Here is a 16,157-nt window from a genome sequence, read left to right on the forward strand (position 1 = left end):
TTAGAAGATCTCCAGATTTTGGTTTGATTTTTTACAGAGAACGGTATAAGCGTTCCCAAATTGTTCCTTTTTATTCTTTCCAAGAAGGGCACCTAGGATGTTTTTAACCCGGTGTTCCAGCTCAATTTTTAAAACAGTGAGGAGTGTTTTTGGTGTTTTCTTTACCTTAAATTCGCAAAATTTAATGGTATCAATAGGAGTAAGGCTGGTTTTATCCGCTTCGATTACAAAACCTTCACTTTGTACCAGGAACCGGATCAATGTAGGGCTGTACATATTAATATGGCCATAATCCAGGAAATGTTTCATCCTACGGTCTACACCAAAACGATAATCCAGTGGTACCTCAATCACTACATGTGTAGCGACTCTTTTTAATTCTCTTAACAGGACGCGTTCATGCTCCACATGTTCTAAAACATGTGCCAGAACCACCAGATCAAAACTGTTGTCCGGATAAGGAATGGTATAGCCATCAAAACGGCTGGCTTCCTTAAGTTTGCTTAAATTACGTTTTTTGATCAATTCAACACCACTATCCGCAATTTCCAGCGCATAGAGTTCTGAACCAAAATTCCATTCATTTAAGTAATGTAAAATACTGCCATCTCCCGCGCCTACTTCCAATATCTTTTTTGGCTGAATTCCCTGACATACCTCTATGATGTTTTTTGCTTTGGATTTTGCTCCAAGCATTCGCCATTCTACATCGCTATCGGTGTAGAAGTCGTTATATGAGGCTACGATATCTTCTGTGATGATGGCCATTTGATTAATCTTTTATACCATCAATGATCAATGAAGAATAACCTAATGGCTCGTTAAAGCGTTTGTCGAACCTTCTGGACCTTAAAATATGGCCGTCTTCGCTTTTCCAGTCGACAAAATGAAACTGTTTATTTTCATCATAATATTCCAATAGCTTAACGCGAAAACCAGCATCTTCCAGCACTTTACTTAGTTTCTGGTAGTCGTACAGTAACTTATGGTCATGAGAACCTTCTCCATGTCCACCCGGTTTTACTTGTTCTATATAATCCGGATTGGGATGAAAACCGTCTGGTACTGCAATTCTGATGCTGCCACCTTTCTCCATATAGGCATAACAGTTTTTCAAAGCGGTTAAGGCATCAGTATAGCTGATGTGTTCAAATACGTGTTCCGCAAGGAATTTTGCAGCTTTCTTTCCGCCAAACAAGTTCTCAAAAGAATCTGTCTCCAATAAGTTTAAACTCTCTATATTGGTAGGCAGCCAATTTTCGTAGGCAGTATTCTCTGATCCAATGATGATGTTCAATGGCCCTGATGAATTTTTAATTTTAGACTTCAACTGTATGAGGTCCAGGATGTTTTTTGGTTTAAAAACGATTGATCTTACTACCTTTCTTAAGGAATTCATCTGTAAATATGTGTTTGTTTGTTTTCTTACCTTATCAGTTTGAGTCCTGATCGGACAAAAGCGATAGGATCAGCAAATTTCAGCCAATTTTCAATCATATCTAAACGATATGAAATAGGTCATTTGACTGTCAAAGTTAAAATGTTAAACGCAAAAAGCTAATATATCCGTATAATTATTGAATCAGATAAATTATTTAGCTGCGGATGTCCTGTTTTTGAGCTTTTCAAACAGGGTAATGAGGAATAGAGATTTGAGCATCATGATTCCCTGCTGACGTGTTTTAGGAATCAGTAGAATCATGAAATTTGAACTGGCATAGGCAATTAAGGTAGCGAAAGCTGCCCCGGTAATTCCGTATTTAGGAATCCACCAGATGTTTAAAACGATGTTGATAAAGGCACCGGCACCCGTGCGAAGCATGGACAGTTTGGTATAACCTTCTGCAATCAGAAATTGTCCGCTTGCGGTACCCAGGAAGGTGAAAATCCCTGCCCAGATGTGTATGGTAAGCACATGTGCTGCTGGCCAGTAGTCGGGGGTATAAAATAAATGGTAGATCAAAGGGGAAGCAATGCTCATAAAAATCGCGATGCTGAGACTGATCCAGACCATCAGGTCGTACATGTTCTGCATTCTCCTCTGGTACCTTTCAGGGTCATCTCTCCTCGCATTCATGATGGCAGGGAAAACTGCGGTCACAATAGCTACGGGAATAAAGTACCAGGCTTCGGAGAGCTGTACTACACTGGAGTAGATTCCTTGTTGTTCAGAACCCAGGTATCCCTGGATCATCAAGGCATCTATTTTCATATAGACTGAAATCAGTATGGCCGAAAATGCGATTGGCCAGGAGTTTTTTAGTAAAAACCGGGCTAAGGGGCTTTCAAATTTCCAATCAAAGATGGATCCTCCTTGTTTTTGGTAGACATAAATATAACCTATTGCCAATGCAATCACATCGATCAATAGCGCAGCAATAAACCAGTTCAGACTTTTGTCGAGCAGGATCAGAATGATCTTAAAAGCAGCAGATAAGAGGTTACCCATGACTTGCACAGTCATGATGAATTTGCCCTGCGCCCTGGATTGGAAATAGCTGTCGATGATGTTAAATGCCTGGATAATTCCAGTTAAGCTGACCACCAGGATATAGGACAGCGGGGCATCGATTCTGGTGAAATCTGTTGCAAGATGATAAGCGATATAGACGAGTGGGAGGACAAGGATACCGCCAACCATTTTTAAGAGGAATGCCGTCCCCAGCAATTCATTTTTCTTTTCCGGGAACCTTAAAAGTTCACGGGTAACAAAGCCATCTAATCCCAAAGCTGCAGCAGCAATGAAAAATGTAGTAAATACGAGTGGATAATTGTAAATCCCAAATGCCTTGGGACCAAGATAGTTTCCGACGCAGATGCTCACGACAATTTTTATTCCCAGACTACCCACACGGGCAATCATCAACCAGCCTGCATTTTTAGCGTATTTCTCTATCGCTCCCTGGTCAAAACCAGGGATATTTGGGATTTTCATGCTCGCTTGCTCTTTGCTGAATTAACTTAAGGGGGCGCCAACAGGAATTGCACAATCATGACCTGGCAATCCATGGGCAGGATTTAGCTTTGCTTCTTTTTGATTGGCAGGAGGATTTGGTGTAGTGCCAGCAGGATTTTGCTGCACTGCCGGGCTTGCTGTTGCATTTGTTGCTGGTCCGGCTGCCGGATTTTGTGCATTTAATGGTGCACCAACTGGTAATGCGCAATCATGAAAAGGTTGTCCATGTGCTGGATTGTTTGCTGGTCTTTCGCCATTTGCCATTACGGGAGTTGAAGAAGGAAGACCTCCTGGAGTAGGAGTAATTACATTCTGACTCTGCTTAGGTTCACTGTTACAGGCAGCAAGTGCCAGGACAAAACAACTGATATAAAGGATCCTTTTCATAAGTTTTGGATTTATTTATCTTTAAAAAGAGATAAAAGATAGGCAAAGATGTGAAATTTGTTGGGTTATCGATTAAAGCTTTGATCAATCCTGTGTAATTGTTGCAAATGGTGATCCAGATGAATTCCAATAAAGCGGAGCCACTGAAAAGCATTTAGGTAACCCAATCTGGGATGAGCTGTCTTTAAGGTTTTGTCGGCATTTTTGAGGACCAACAGGTCTTTTTCTAATTGTTGTAAGAACTCCAGGATCAATGCATTCGATTCCTTTCTGCTGATTTTTTTCAACCTTTCCGCCAGCCTTTTTGGCGCCTTATATTTCTTTCCAGGGGGAAGAGTCCCAAAAAATAAGATCAGTTTTACTGCAAAAGCAGTAGGTTTTCGCTGACCCTTTGTGGCATCAATCATAGCACTTAAAGAAAGTATACTGGAATCAAAAATATGAAAATACACTTCACTGTAAGACCAGCCTCCGATAGGCGGGCTTTGAAGAAATCGATCTTCATCCAATTCTGCCAGTCTATTTTGATAGGCCGACACGCTGTTCCGGATTTTTTGATAGTTCTTTTCAATATCCATGATTCCTGAAGATGATGCGATGATTACCTTTGTTTATCTAGAAACTCAAAAAATTTATCCTTACTCATTGAAAAGCCAAATGCATCTCCAATTTTGAGCGCATTCTTTTTGTCAACTAGGGAAGGGTAGGCTGCTATTGCCGTTTCCAGGCGGTCCCCGTCAAATGTTTGTACTTTCATTAATTCCACCAGCTGCCCTGTGCTAATCAAGGAGTTTCTTAAACCAATCTTGATGATTTTTAGCTGTTGTTTAGAGAAGGGTTCTTTTTTAACTGTAGCCAGTAATTGTTTGAATTCTTCCGGAGTCATCAGGTCATCATACTTTGAACCTGGGCCATAATCAGGTCCGGGAGCAGGGCGATCCGAAAAGATTGCTCGGTCCCAATTGTCCAGTGCGTATTCCCCACGGTCAAAAAGGTTCAATGTAGTAAGGTTTCTCCAGCCTGTTCTTTGCGAGTAACTAGCCACTAAGCGCGTGTTGTATGGTAAATTGATGCGTCGGCGGAATATTTCTGCATTGTCCTTCATTACCACCACTGTAGGCGCAGTATTTCTAATGTCATAAAAACGGAAACGTCCTTTTGAAGTTCCTACGAGGTCACCGTCTACATGAATGACGTAATCTCCACGGTCTGGAATTTCAATAAACAATTCGGAAGAGCTACGCCCATTCTGTGCAAGAATAGTCATACTATGGACAAGGATGGTGATCAGTAACAAAAGTTTTTTCATAAGGATTTTGTTCAGGTATGGCAAAAGATAAGTATACGAATTTAATCCGAAGAATCGCTTAGGGCGATTAGAAATGAAGCAATAACTCTTCCAGGTGATTGATTTGCCAGATCACATCCGCTGGTTTTTCCTTATGTAGCGGATTAAAAAATATCGCCTGGATACCAAAGTCCTGTGCACCACGGATATCGGCTTCCAAACTATCCCCAATCATTATGCTTTCTGGTTTTGTGGCTTTGGCTTTGTCGAGCGCATACTCAAAAATGGCTTTATCTGGTTTATTTACACCTACATCTTCAGAAATGATCACATTTGAAAAGTAAGGGTTTAGACCGGATTTATCCATTTTAGTCAGCGTACTTTCTTTAAAGCCATTTGAAATGATATGTAAAGTGTATTTCTCTTTCAGGTAGGTCAGCACTTTTTTTGAACCTTCAAACAAATTGGTTCTTATGGGAGTGAGCCTTACATAATCATCTTCAAATTGTGCAGGAATAAGTTCCGGTGAGATTCCTAATTGTATAAAGGTTTTACTGAAACGTTCTGAACGTAAGGTTTCCTTACTGATTTTTCCCAGATGATATTCTGCCCAAAGCAAATGGTTGTTTTCCGTATAGGTTTCGATGAATGAGCTGACCGAACTTAGTCCTAATTCAGCCAGTTTATAATGATGGTATAATTCCATCAGTGTCTCTTCTGCATTCTTATCAAAATCCCAAATCGTGTGGTCTAAATCGAAGAAAATATGTTTAATCATGATCGTGTTTTTTTATACTGTTCATCAGTAGTGAATGGTGATGCTGATGAGCATAGCAAAGATAACAACAACCAGAACTTTTAAGTAACGAAGTAATCGGGTAGCCATGATATACTGTCGGCGGGCATTCTCAGCAGTAATTGGCGTTAAATAGTTGAAATAATGTGGGAAATTGTTGACAAAGGTTAACAGGATGTATAGTGCTGTGGCAAGCATCGGCAGACTATAAATATCAGATTGATGACCAAAACTATCTGCTTTTCCTGAAAAATTAAAATGAATAGGGATAGATTCTTGTAGTCCGGCATATTGCACAAACACACATAGCCACAGCAGCGTTAACAGTAAAAACCCGATTCCTTCCACTATTTTGTCAAATAAAGACAGTTTCAGTTTAATTACGGGTCTTTTTGTAGTAGCCATGGTTATTGTTTGACACCATAGGCGAGGTCTCCTGCATCGCCTAATCCGGGTACAATATAAGATTTACTGGTCATTTCTTCATCAATTGCCCCAAACCATAGTTTCGCTTTAGGAAGGTTGGCTTTCACATGGTTGATGCCTTCTGAGCTGGCTATTGCACAGACAATATGAAGTTCCTTGATGCGGTATCTATTTAATAATTCCTTACAGCAAAGGACCATACTTAAGCCTGTTGCCAACATTGGGTCTGCTATGATGACCACCTTATCATTCAGGTCTGGTGAATAAACATTTTCGACCTCTACGATGAAGTTCCCATTCTTATGTACTTTTCGGTAAGCAGTAATGAAAGCAGATTCTGCCTGGTCAAAGATGTTCAGGAGACCCTGATGCAATGGGATTCCAGCTCTTAATATCGTCGCTAATACCGGCTGTTCAAGTAGATAGGCTGTTTTTGCCACGCCTAGAGGGGTTTGCGTTTCTTTTCTTTCGTACTCCAGGGTTTTACTAATTTCATAGGCGAAAAATTCACCCAATCGCTCCATGTTTTTTCGGAAACGCATGGCGTCTTTCTGGATGTTTTCATCACGTAGTTCGGCAAGGAATACATTGGCAATGGAGCTGGTTTTGTCTAGGTTGAAAATCATCGTTCTATGAATTAAGGATAAGCAGAAGAAAACGGTTGAAAATAAGCAAGATGAATGGGTATATCAATTATGCGAGCGCAATTATTTTATGGTTCCAAAGGCTGTAGAAGCTGCCGTCTACAAGCTTTACATGATCCACTAACTCTTTAAGTAACAACAATGGATCCTTATTGGTTTTTTTCCCGCCGGTAATTCCAGCATAATTTACTGCAAAAGGAAATACCCTCAATTGACTTTGTTTTTCCATTTGCAGGTCGTACCAGTAAAAAGGACTGCAGGTCCCGGCCCTGAATCCAGGAGTATCTGAATAGTACATGCTGTAATCTTTGCTGATATTTTTTGTGCTGAGTTTGATGTAACTTTTCGGAAGCATCAATACTTCTTCCCAGTTGCTGTGCTGCTGGGTGTTTGGGAGTAAGAAATCCGGTGTTTTAGCCTGCCCGCTTTTTTTCATCTCCGCAATCAACTGACGAATATCAGTCATTTGTTGTTCTTTTCTTTTTCCTCCAAACCGTTCTTTTACCAATTGATTGATTAGTCCAAAGACCTTTTTAAGCGGATGAGCTGCAGGCTGTTGTTCCAGATGCAGGGAATAAGCCACTTTAAAGCTAAAATTTCTTTTAGGAAATTTAAGGTTTGGAAAATGCAGGTGTAATATGTTTTTTAGAATAATCGCCCATTCATCGATGACCGGGACTTGTAAGAGGCCCAGTTTATACTGCAGACTTAATTTCGCAGGAAAACCAGGACTTTTCTGTTGCCTAAAAGGCAGGTACTCTTCATATCTGCTCAGGAAATAGAAGGAAGCAGCAAAGGGATCAAATGGTAAGGTACTCCCTTCTACTGCAAAAGGTACCTTTTGCGTCCCGAAAATGCTGGTTTTAATTTTCTGTCGTTTGATAGAATGTTCTGTAAGCAGTCCACTGCTCTTAAAAAACAGGGTCTTTTGAATTGGGTGTTTTGCATAACACAGCTTTGGTACATCAGCATGGAGAAATTGTTCCAGGCTTTTAGGGTATTCCAACTCCAGTCCGAGGATTTCGTTAAACATGAAATTGAAAATGTATTTGATACGAGGGTTGATCAATGGAGCATAAATAAGTAGCTTCATGGCTGTGATTTTGTTTTACTTATACATTTGAAAATTAAAATTGTTTGAATTTTGATTTGATCGCCTGTTCATCCGGACTTCCCCATCCACAGCAAATAATTCCTTATCTTTGTAGCTTTCGAAGTCACTATCAAGATAAATAAGAAAATCTACACATGAAGTTTCAGCTTGTATCAGACTATAAACCAACCGGAGATCAGCCAACAGCAATTAAGCAATTGGTGGATGGAGTAAATGGTGAAGAGAATTATCAGACACTTCTTGGGGTAACAGGTTCGGGTAAGACCTTTACCATCGCCAATGTGATTGAACAAACTCAAAAGCCAACCCTAATCTTAAGTCACAATAAAACCTTGGCGGCGCAACTTTATGGAGAATTTAAACAGTTCTTTCCTGAAAATGCGGTCAATTATTTTGTCTCCTATTACGATTATTATCAGCCTGAGGCATTTATGCCCAGTACGAATACTTATATAGAGAAGGACCTTAGTATTAATGAGGAAATTGAGAAACTCAGACTGAGGACTACCTCTGCCTTAATGTCCGGAAGGAGAGATATCATCGTGGTTTCTTCGATTTCCTGTATTTATGGTATGGGAAATCCCGAAGATTTTTCCAGATCAGTATTCCGTTTCTCTGTAGGAACCAGGATCTCAAGAAATAGCTTTTTACATAGCCTGGTAGAAATCTTATACGCCAGAACCACCACAGAATTTAAACGTGGAACATTTAGGGTAAAAGGTGATACGGTTGATATTTTTCCGGCCTATCTGGATGAAGCCTATCGCGTTTCCTTTTTTGGCGATGACATTGAAGAACTCAGTCTGATTGATCCGGTAACCGGAAAAACATTAGATAAGATGGAAGATATGGCCGTATATCCTGCCAATCTGTTCGTTACTCCAAAAGACCGTTTTACCACTTCTATCTGGGCAATTCAGGAAGAACTGGAGATTAGAAAAAATCAACTGATCTCGGATGGGCACATGCTGGAAGCGAAGAGACTGGAAGAAAGGGTGACTTTCGATATTGAAATGATGAAAGAGCTCGGCTACTGTTCAGGAATTGAGAATTATTCCAGATTCTTTGATGGTCGATCGCCAGGGATGAGACCCTTCTGTTTGCTGGATTACTTTGCAGATGATTACCTGATGGTGATCGATGAAAGCCATGTAACCGTTCCGCAAATTCGCGCCATGTATGGTGGGGATAGGTCAAGGAAAATGTCGCTGGTAGAATACGGATTCCGTTTGCCATCTGCACTGGACAATAGACCTCTGAATTTTGATGAATTTGAACGGCTTGCGCCTCAGACGATCTATGTAAGTGCTACCCCTGCAGATTATGAACTGCAGAAAACAGAAGGGGTAGTAATTGAACAGGTGATTCGTCCTACAGGATTATTGGATCCATTAATTCAGGTGAAACCCGCCGTAAATCAGGTGGATGACCTGTTGGATGAGATCGATAAAACCATTAAAATGGGGGATAGGGTATTGGTGACGACTTTGACCAAAAGAATGGCAGAGGAGCTTACTAAATACATGGATCGCCTGAACATCAAATGCCGTTACATTCACTCCGAAGTTAAAACCCTGGAAAGGGTAGAGATTCTCCGCGGACTTCGCCTTGGTGAATTTGATGTATTGATCGGGATCAACTTATTGCGGGAAGGACTGGATTTGCCGGAAGTTTCATTGGTGGCCATCCTTGATGCTGATAAAGAAGGTTTCCTGCGTTCCGACCGGGCTTTAATCCAGACCATAGGAAGGGCTGCGCGTAACGATCGGGGCAGAGTGATCATGTATGCAGATCGGATCACCGAATCCATGGAAAGAACAATCAGCGAAACGAATAGGCGTCGTGAGCGACAAATCGCCTATAACCTGGAGAATGGCATTGTTCCAAAAACAGTAGGTAAAAGCCGGGAAGCAATTCTGGAGCAGACCTCTGTATTGGACTTCTCGGGAAATGCGACAAGAGCAAAAGCTTACGTGGAAGTAGATGAAGTAAGCATGGCTGCAGATCCGATTGTACAGTTTATGTCTAAAGCGGAAATGCAGAAATCTATTGATAAAACACGTAAAGAAATGGCTAAAGCAGCCAAAGAAATGGATTTCCTTATGGCAGCAAGACTTCGTGATGAGATGTTTGCTATGGAAAAAGTATTTGAAGAAAGATTTAGTAAATCAGCAAAGGCTGAACAACCTATAAAATAACAATGGACGGAAAAAACAGAAAAGATATATATCCAGGATTGGAAGTAGAAATTATCCTTAAAAAGGATCAGAGAACAGGAAAGCTAACCCGAGGAATTGTAGCCAATTTACTCACTTCATCGGCCTATCATTCCAGGGGAATTAAGGTGCGTTTGGAAGATGGACAGGTGGGCCGTGTGGCCGAAATTGTAGAAGATTAGGCCGTTTATTGTAATCAAAAAGCAATAATCTACGGAATTTTGTAATAATGAAATTCTAATTCCGTCTATATTTGTAAATATTAATTTAACACAATGGCATTTTTAAAATTTATTGTAATCACCTTTTTAGTGCTTTATCTGTTGCGCTTAATTTTGCGTCTGATATTTCCTATGGTATTAAAAAGTATGTTTAGCAAGGTACAGCGTCAGGCTGAAAACCAGGCGAGACAAGCTCAAGGCCAGGCCAGACAGCAAGACAGCAAGCCTGAGGGCTCGATTACTATTGATTATATGCCACCTCAAACTAAAGGTGGTAAAACAGATAAACTAGGTGATTTCGTAGATTACGAGGAAGTCAAGTAAAGTATTTTAGTCTAATCGATAAATTTCCTTCCTAATCTGTTCCAATTTTATATTTTTGGGCTTAGTTTAAATCTTAAACAAACCTTAATGAATAATTGGTTAAAAGCGAATGGCATCCACCTGGCCATCATTGGATTTTTTGTAATCATCTGTTTTGTCTATTTCAGTCCTGTAATGCAAGGAAAAGCCCCTGCACAAAGTGACGTCATCCAGGCAAAAGCTACTGCTAAAGAAATTATGGATTATAAGGCTAAAGATGGCAAAGGCCCTCTTTGGACCAATCAGATGTTTGGCGGTATGCCTGCCTATCAAATTTGGGTACAACACCCAATGAATGCAGCAACTTATGTGATTTCTGGCATTAAAGCCATTTTTCCTGATCCTGTAGATGCAGTTTTATTGTACCTGGTTGGTGCATATCTGCTGTTTTGTGTGCTTAGGGTAAACCCATGGCTCGCCGCAGTAGGTGCAATTGCTTTTGCCTTTACTTCCTATAATTTTATTATTATCGCCGCCGGACATAGCAATAAGGCTCTGGCCATTGCTTTTATTGCGCCAATTATAGCAGGTGTTATCCTGACCTTAAGAGGGAAATATTGGTTGGGAGGAAGTTTAACCGCTTTATTCCTGGCATTGGAAATTCGGGCAAATCACATCCAGATGACTTATTATCTGATGATTGCGCTGTTGATTTTCATCGGTATCGAAGTTTACCATGCCCTTAAAGAGAAGAAAATGGCCGCTTTTGGCAAGTCTATGATGTTCTTAGGCCTTGCTTTACTAGTATCCTTAATGGTCAATGCCGGTAAACTATGGACTACCTATGAATATGGTTTAGAGTCTAACCGCGGAAAATCCAACATTACTACAGATAAAGCTGAAGAGAAAAATGGCCTTTCAAAAGAGTATGCCTACGGATGGAGCCAGGGTGTAGGGGAGAGTTTAACCTTCCTGATTCCTAATCTATATGGTGGTGCAACAAGTATCGACCAGATCGTTAAGCCTGAAAGCCATACTTATAAAGCATTACAAGGTATTACCGGAGGAGATCCTACTCAGGCAATCCAACAATTAGCCGGTCAGATTGGCTTGCAACAGTACTGGGGCGAAAAACCAGGTACTTCTGGGCCTTATTACTTCGGTGCGATCGTATGTTTCCTGTTTGTATTCGGTTTATTGATTGTAAAAAGCAGATTAAAATGGTGGATCGTAGGCACTACAGTCTTATTTATGCTGTTGTCATTCGGAAAAAATGCACCTTTCGTATCTGACCTTTTCTTCGATTACTTCCCAATGTATAACAAGTTTAGAGCAGTTGAATCTATTCTTGCCCTGGTTGGACTATTGGTGCCAATATTAGCAGTTCTTGCAATTAAAGAAGCGCAGGAAGGGGCTTATGATCAAAAAACACTGACTAGGAAACTGACCATTGCCGGAGCAATTACTGGTGGTTTTGCGCTATTGGTAGCGGTAATGCCAACTGCCTTCTTCAGCTTCACCTCTTCTATGCATCCTCAAATGCTACAGGCTTTGACCCAGATGTTGGAAAATAACAGCGGTGTGGCCCAAAGTATTACCAATGCCTTAATTCAGGATCGTGCAGATATCGCTCGCGCAGATGCTTTACGCTCTTTATTATTAATTGCAATTGGTTATGGATTGGTATGGGCTTTCATCAATAAAAAACTGAACGCTCAGACGACCATCATCATTCTGGGATTGGTGATCCTAACGGACCTTTGGCAGGTAGATCGTCGTTATTTAAATAATGGCAACTTCGCAAACAAAAGCGATTTGACGAACCATTTCCAACCTCGTGATGTGGATACGTTTATCATGGCAGACAAAGACCCTAACTACAGGGTGTTGGATTTGTCTATTTCTACTTTCTCGGATGCCAGTACTTCACAATTCCATAAAACGATTGGTGGTTACCATGCAGCTAAGTTGAAACGTTATCAGGAACTGATCGATAGCCAGCTTTCGAAAAGCGTAAATCAGGATGTATTGGATATGTTGAATACGAAATACATCATCACTCAGGATCAGCAAAATGGTTCTTATAAAATGCAGCGTAATCCAACGGCTGCGGGTCATGCCTGGATTGTGCAGAATGTACAATTCGCAAAAGACGCAGATGAGGAAATGAAAGCAATCAGCAGTTTTGATCCTAAAAAGGAAGCGATTGTAGACATTAGGTATAAACCTTTAATTGATACCAAGCGTCTTGGTGCAGATCCAACAGCTTTCATTAAATTAGACAGCTATCATCCGGATCATCTGGTGTATTCTTACAGTGCACCAAGAGATGTGATCGCTGTATTCTCAGAAATTTACTATGATAAAGGCTGGAATATGTATGTAGATGGGGTTAAAAAACCTTATTTCAGAGCAGATTACGTATTGCGTGCAGCGCAGTTGGAAGCAGGAAATCATAAAGTTGAATTCAAATTTGAACCGGTTTCCTACTATATGGGTGAAAACATCTCTTTAGCAGGGTCGATCTTGTTAATTGCAGGTTTAGGTTTTGCCTTCTACTCTGAAAAGAAAAAGAAAAAAGCATAAGGCTTTTAAAATAGATAGCAGGCCCGATGTTGAACACATCGGGCCTTTTTATTTGCAACTGTTTTTGATTTCATCTTTTTGTTAACCAAAGTGTTATAGATAATGATTTCTTAACCCTCTCTTCATCTTGGTTTTGCATTTTTGTATCATAAACTGTTAAACCTATGCAGGAATTGTTTTTGATCATTTGTTTAGTCGTAGGGCTTGCTTTCTTTTTCAGTCCTTACGAATTCTGGTTGGAGGAAGATGATGTCTAAAAGAGCAGTCGATATCGTGGTCATCTCCGACGTTCATCTTGGAACCTACGGCTGCCACGCCAAAGAACTCTTAAAATACCTGAAAAGTATCAAGCCAAAACAGATTATCCTCAATGGCGATATCATTGACATCTGGCAGTTTAGCAAGCGCTACTGGCCGGAAACACATATGAAAGTAATCCGGAAGCTGATGAAATTTGTGGTAGAAGGTGTTCCTGTTTATTATTTGACGGGTAACCATGATGAATTGTTGCGCAAATTCGCTGATATGCATCTGGGTGCTTTTCACCTTCAAAATAAATTGGTTTTGGAACTGGACGGTAAAAGGGCCTGGTTTTTTCATGGGGACATTTTTGATGTGACCATGCAGCATTCCAAATGGCTGGCCAAATTAGGCGCAGTAGGTTATGATTCGCTCATTCTCATCAATAGTCTCGCCAATTGGTTTCTCGGACTGTTCGGTAGAGAGAAAATGAGTTTCTCTAAAAAAATTAAAGCGGCCTTTAAAGATGCCGTTAAATTCATCAATAGTTTTGAAAATACAGCAGCCGACCTGGCCATACAAAATGGCTATCAATATGTGGTTTGCGGACATATCCATCAACCGGAAATGAGAACGATTGCCAATGATGAGGGGAAAGTACTGTACTTAAACAGTGGAGATTGGGTGGAAAATCTGACGGCATTGGAATATTCAGAAAAATCCTGGAAGGTCTTTAAATATGATCCTAAAGATTTTGAAGAGGAGGAGCTGGAAGAAGGTGAATTGTCCGATAGCGAAGACCTTCACAGTAAGCTTGATATCAATGTGCTGCTCCAAAAGATTAAATTAGAAATTGTCTAAAGCGTAAAAATTGTAGATATTCGGTGCGGATGAAGATACTATACGCTATTCAGGGTACAGGAAATGGACATATTAGCAGAGCAAGGGAAATCGTCCCACTATTGCAAAAATATGGAGAGCTGGATTTACTGATCAGCGGTACTCAGGCAGATGTTCAGTTGGTACAGAATGTGAAATACCAACTTCATGGTTTTAGTTTTGTTTTCGGAAAAAAAGGAGGTGTGAATCACTATGAAACCTGGAAAAGTATGAATCTTCCTCGTTTTGTAAAAGATATGCGCAAGGTTCCTCTAAAGGAGTACAACCTGATTCTGAATGATTTTGAGCCGGTAACCGCATGGGCTTGCCGTATGCAAGGTGTAGAAAGTGTGGGATTAAGTCACCAGGCCTCATTTCAATCTAAAAAAGTGCCAAAACCTAAAAGTATCGACTGGGCACAATTGGTGATGAAGTATTATGCACCGGCAACGAACTATGTCGGTTTTCATTTTGAACGTTACGACGATTTTATCTTTACCCCGGTGATTCGTGCGGAAATCCGCAATATGAAAATCAGTAATCTGGGGCATTATACAGTGTATTTACCCGCAATCGACGATAAATATCTGGTGCCCATTCTTAAACAGATTCCCCTGATAAAGTGGCAGGTATTTTCAAAACATACCAAATTGAGTTATATAGATGGGAATGTAGAAGTTTCCCCGATTAACAATGAGTTGTTTAACAAAAGTCTGGCTTCCTGCGAAGGTTTGTTCACCGGTGGTGGTTTTGAAGGCCCCGCAGAAGCATTGTTTCTTGGCAAAAAATTGTTGGTAGCCCCAATGAAATTTCAATACGAACAGCAATGTAATGCTTTCGCGTTGAAGAAATTGGGCTTGCCGGTGATCTGGGCTAGCAATAAGAACTGGCTGCCCATTATTAAAGGCTGGGTTGAGCAAGCCCAGGAACATCAGTTCCATTTTCCTGATGAAACGGCTGCCGTAATTGATAAAGTAGTAAAGGATTTTGCCAGATAAATTGCTTTACTTTGCCCTAATATACAGGCATGATCAATCAATTTAGAAATTTAAACCCCATTAACCTGCTCCTGTTATTCGCATATACTTTTTTTATGCGCATGGCGATTTTTGCAGACCCGCCAGAACACCTGAATTTTGAATTCCTGGAGCCTTATACCAAGTTTTTTATTCAGATTCCGGTTCAGAATACATTTTCGCCGATAGGCAATGCGTTTTTTGCCGCCATTATCATTTACGTTCAGGCAATTTTATTCAACAGGGTCGTGAACAATAACGGTTTATTGAATAAACCGAATTTCTTACCTGCACTAATGTATGTAACTGCTGCGGGATTATTTATGCCATTCCTGGTGTTGAGTCCTACGCTAATCTGTAATTTTCTATTGATCTGGATTATGGATAAATTGCTGAAAGTGGGTAAATCTTCAAATGCCCTGATGATTATGTTCGACATTGGCATGCTCATCGCGATCGGTACCCTCATTTATTTTCCCTTTATTGTGATGCTGGCCATGATTTGGTTTACATTACTGTTGTACCGTTCCTTTAATGGTAAAGAGTGGATTGCCGGTCTGGTTGGCTTTCTAACTATATTTTTCTTCGTTTGGGTCTTTTATTACTGGAACGATAGCCTCTCGATGTTCTATAAAATCTGGTTGCCATTAGGGAATAAATTCCCTTCGGTATTTAAGATCAATTACAATGATTATCTGGTATTAGTGCCGGTATTGGTCATGATGGTTTTGGCCATTATTCAGTTGCGGGAGAATTTCTTCAGGAGTTTTATCAGTACCAGAAAAGCATTTCAAATGCTGTTCATTATGTTTGTTCTGGCCATTCTCAGTGTTTATACCAAGCCGGATTTCAGGCTTTATCATTTCCTGCTCTGTGTGCCACCCGGATCTGTTCTGCTGGCCTACTATTTTTCTAACGCTAAAAAGCGCTGGTTTTACGAGAGCTTATTCCTGATTTTGGTTTTGGCAATCCAGTTCTTTTTGTTTGTTTAACTTTTTTTAACAATTTACAGCCTTGAAACTTGCTAAAGATTAATAGCTTTGTGACATGAAGGTTAGAGTCGGAGCTCAATTATTAGAACAATT

At 40.4% G+C, this 16,157-nt stretch carries 17 protein-coding genes; 7 read left to right on the forward strand and 10 right to left on the reverse strand.

Going from position 1 to position 16,157, the window contains the following annotated elements; genetic code table 11:
* The 10 genes from R2Q94_RS02010 to R2Q94_RS02055 form a co-directional block, all read right to left on the reverse strand.
* Nucleotides 1-768 (reverse strand): class I SAM-dependent methyltransferase, encoded by a 768-nt coding sequence (locus R2Q94_RS02010; RefSeq protein ID WP_316819757.1) that lies wholly within the window; start codon nucleotides 766-768, stop codon nucleotides 1-3.
* Between the two features lie 4 nt (nucleotides 769-772).
* Nucleotides 773-1,399 carry a hypothetical protein gene (locus tag R2Q94_RS02015; protein WP_316819758.1) on the reverse strand — a complete coding sequence of 209 codons (627 nt, stop codon included), beginning with the start codon at nucleotides 1,397-1,399 and terminating at the stop codon, nucleotides 773-775.
* Between the two features lie 192 nt (nucleotides 1,400-1,591).
* The gene (locus R2Q94_RS02020) at nucleotides 1,592-2,935 is read right to left on the reverse strand and encodes a flippase (protein ID WP_316819759.1); all 1,344 of its coding nucleotides are present in this window, start codon (nucleotides 2,933-2,935) and stop codon (nucleotides 1,592-1,594) included.
* Between the two features lie 21 nt (nucleotides 2,936-2,956).
* Nucleotides 2,957-3,343 (reverse strand): hypothetical protein, encoded by a 387-nt coding sequence (locus R2Q94_RS02025; RefSeq protein ID WP_316819760.1) that lies wholly within the window; start codon nucleotides 3,341-3,343, stop codon nucleotides 2,957-2,959.
* Nucleotides 3,344-3,408: 65 nt separating this feature from the next.
* Entirely contained in the window at nucleotides 3,409-3,921 is a 513-nt protein-coding gene (locus tag R2Q94_RS02030; protein ID WP_316819761.1) for a DinB family protein, read from the reverse strand.
* A 23-nt stretch (nucleotides 3,922-3,944) separates the two neighbouring features.
* Nucleotides 3,945-4,652 (reverse strand): DUF4476 domain-containing protein, encoded by a 708-nt coding sequence (locus R2Q94_RS02035; RefSeq protein ID WP_316819762.1) that lies wholly within the window; start codon nucleotides 4,650-4,652, stop codon nucleotides 3,945-3,947.
* A gap of 67 nt (nucleotides 4,653-4,719) precedes the next feature.
* A complete protein-coding gene (locus tag R2Q94_RS02040) occupies nucleotides 4,720-5,409 on the reverse strand; it encodes a YjjG family noncanonical pyrimidine nucleotidase (RefSeq protein WP_316819763.1) in 690 nt (229 codons plus the stop codon).
* Between the two features lie 24 nt (nucleotides 5,410-5,433).
* The gene (locus R2Q94_RS02045; protein ID WP_316819764.1) at nucleotides 5,434-5,832 is read right to left on the reverse strand and encodes a DUF1648 domain-containing protein; all 399 of its coding nucleotides are present in this window, start codon (nucleotides 5,830-5,832) and stop codon (nucleotides 5,434-5,436) included.
* 2 nt (nucleotides 5,833-5,834) lie between these two features.
* On the reverse strand, nucleotides 5,835-6,479 hold the full coding sequence (gene upp / locus R2Q94_RS02050; protein WP_316819765.1) for a uracil phosphoribosyltransferase: 645 nt from the start codon (nucleotides 6,477-6,479) through the stop codon (nucleotides 5,835-5,837).
* 67 nt (nucleotides 6,480-6,546) lie between these two features.
* Nucleotides 6,547-7,590: a DUF7033 domain-containing protein gene (locus R2Q94_RS02055; protein ID WP_316819766.1), complete on the reverse strand. Its 1,044-nt coding sequence runs from the start codon at nucleotides 7,588-7,590 to the stop codon at nucleotides 6,547-6,549.
* 155 nt (nucleotides 7,591-7,745) lie between these two features.
* On the opposite strand from R2Q94_RS02055, the gene uvrB reads away from it, so the two are divergent.
* The 7 genes from uvrB (at nucleotide 7,746) to R2Q94_RS02090 (ending at nucleotide 16,064) form a co-directional block, all read left to right on the forward strand.
* A complete protein-coding gene (gene uvrB / locus R2Q94_RS02060; protein WP_316819767.1) occupies nucleotides 7,746-9,809 on the forward strand; it encodes an excinuclease ABC subunit UvrB in 2,064 nt (687 codons plus the stop codon).
* 2 nt (nucleotides 9,810-9,811) lie between these two features.
* Nucleotides 9,812-10,009, forward strand: coding sequence for a YwbE family protein (locus R2Q94_RS02065; protein ID WP_316819768.1), 198 nt, complete (start codon nucleotides 9,812-9,814; stop codon nucleotides 10,007-10,009).
* 93 nt (nucleotides 10,010-10,102) lie between these two features.
* Nucleotides 10,103-10,372 carry a DUF4834 family protein gene (locus R2Q94_RS02070; protein WP_316819769.1) on the forward strand — a complete coding sequence of 90 codons (270 nt, stop codon included), beginning with the start codon at nucleotides 10,103-10,105 and terminating at the stop codon, nucleotides 10,370-10,372.
* Nucleotides 10,373-10,459: 87 nt separating this feature from the next.
* Nucleotides 10,460-12,937 carry a hypothetical protein gene (locus R2Q94_RS02075; RefSeq protein WP_316819770.1) on the forward strand — a complete coding sequence of 826 codons (2,478 nt, stop codon included), beginning with the start codon at nucleotides 10,460-10,462 and terminating at the stop codon, nucleotides 12,935-12,937.
* Nucleotides 12,938-13,186: 249 nt separating this feature from the next.
* Nucleotides 13,187-14,038 carry a UDP-2,3-diacylglucosamine diphosphatase gene (locus R2Q94_RS02080; RefSeq protein ID WP_316819972.1) on the forward strand — a complete coding sequence of 284 codons (852 nt, stop codon included), beginning with the start codon at nucleotides 13,187-13,189 and terminating at the stop codon, nucleotides 14,036-14,038.
* A 29-nt stretch (nucleotides 14,039-14,067) separates the two neighbouring features.
* Nucleotides 14,068-15,054 carry a glycosyltransferase family protein gene (locus R2Q94_RS02085; RefSeq protein WP_316819771.1) on the forward strand — a complete coding sequence of 329 codons (987 nt, stop codon included), beginning with the start codon at nucleotides 14,068-14,070 and terminating at the stop codon, nucleotides 15,052-15,054.
* 29 nt (nucleotides 15,055-15,083) lie between these two features.
* Complete coding sequence (locus R2Q94_RS02090; protein ID WP_316819772.1) at nucleotides 15,084-16,064, forward strand: DUF6427 family protein; 981 nt, start codon at nucleotides 15,084-15,086, stop codon at nucleotides 16,062-16,064.
* Nucleotides 16,065-16,157 lie beyond the last annotated feature (93 nt).

This window comes from Pedobacter gandavensis (genome assembly GCF_032678465.1).
Lineage (GTDB): Bacteria > Bacteroidota > Bacteroidia > Sphingobacteriales > Sphingobacteriaceae > Pedobacter > Pedobacter gandavensis_B.

Coding starts and splice junctions, on each gene's coding strand:
- R2Q94_RS02010 (WP_316819757.1), bottom strand. CDS start 768: ATGGCCATCATCACAGAAGATATCGTAGCCTCATATAACGACTTCTAC.
- R2Q94_RS02015 (WP_316819758.1), bottom strand. CDS start 1,399: ATGAATTCCTTAAGAAAGGTAGTAAGATCAATCGTTTTTAAACCAAAA.
- R2Q94_RS02020 (WP_316819759.1), bottom strand. CDS start 2,935: ATGAAAATCCCAAATATCCCTGGTTTTGACCAGGGAGCGATAGAGAAA.
- R2Q94_RS02025 (WP_316819760.1), bottom strand. CDS start 3,343: ATGAAAAGGATCCTTTATATCAGTTGTTTTGTCCTGGCACTTGCTGCC.
- R2Q94_RS02030 (WP_316819761.1), bottom strand. CDS start 3,921: ATGGATATTGAAAAGAACTATCAAAAAATCCGGAACAGCGTGTCGGCC.
- R2Q94_RS02035 (WP_316819762.1), bottom strand. CDS start 4,652: ATGAAAAAACTTTTGTTACTGATCACCATCCTTGTCCATAGTATGACT.
- R2Q94_RS02040 (WP_316819763.1), bottom strand. CDS start 5,409: ATGATTAAACATATTTTCTTCGATTTAGACCACACGATTTGGGATTTT.
- R2Q94_RS02045 (WP_316819764.1), bottom strand. CDS start 5,832: ATGGCTACTACAAAAAGACCCGTAATTAAACTGAAACTGTCTTTATTT.
- upp (WP_316819765.1), bottom strand. CDS start 6,479: ATGATTTTCAACCTAGACAAAACCAGCTCCATTGCCAATGTATTCCTT.
- R2Q94_RS02055 (WP_316819766.1), bottom strand. CDS start 7,590: ATGAAGCTACTTATTTATGCTCCATTGATCAACCCTCGTATCAAATAC.
- uvrB (WP_316819767.1), top strand. CDS start 7,746: ATGAAGTTTCAGCTTGTATCAGACTATAAACCAACCGGAGATCAGCCA.
- R2Q94_RS02065 (WP_316819768.1), top strand. CDS start 9,812: ATGGACGGAAAAAACAGAAAAGATATATATCCAGGATTGGAAGTAGAA.
- R2Q94_RS02070 (WP_316819769.1), top strand. CDS start 10,103: ATGGCATTTTTAAAATTTATTGTAATCACCTTTTTAGTGCTTTATCTG.
- R2Q94_RS02075 (WP_316819770.1), top strand. CDS start 10,460: ATGAATAATTGGTTAAAAGCGAATGGCATCCACCTGGCCATCATTGGA.
- R2Q94_RS02080 (WP_316819972.1), top strand. CDS start 13,187: ATGTCTAAAAGAGCAGTCGATATCGTGGTCATCTCCGACGTTCATCTT.
- R2Q94_RS02085 (WP_316819771.1), top strand. CDS start 14,068: ATGAAGATACTATACGCTATTCAGGGTACAGGAAATGGACATATTAGC.
- R2Q94_RS02090 (WP_316819772.1), top strand. CDS start 15,084: ATGATCAATCAATTTAGAAATTTAAACCCCATTAACCTGCTCCTGTTA.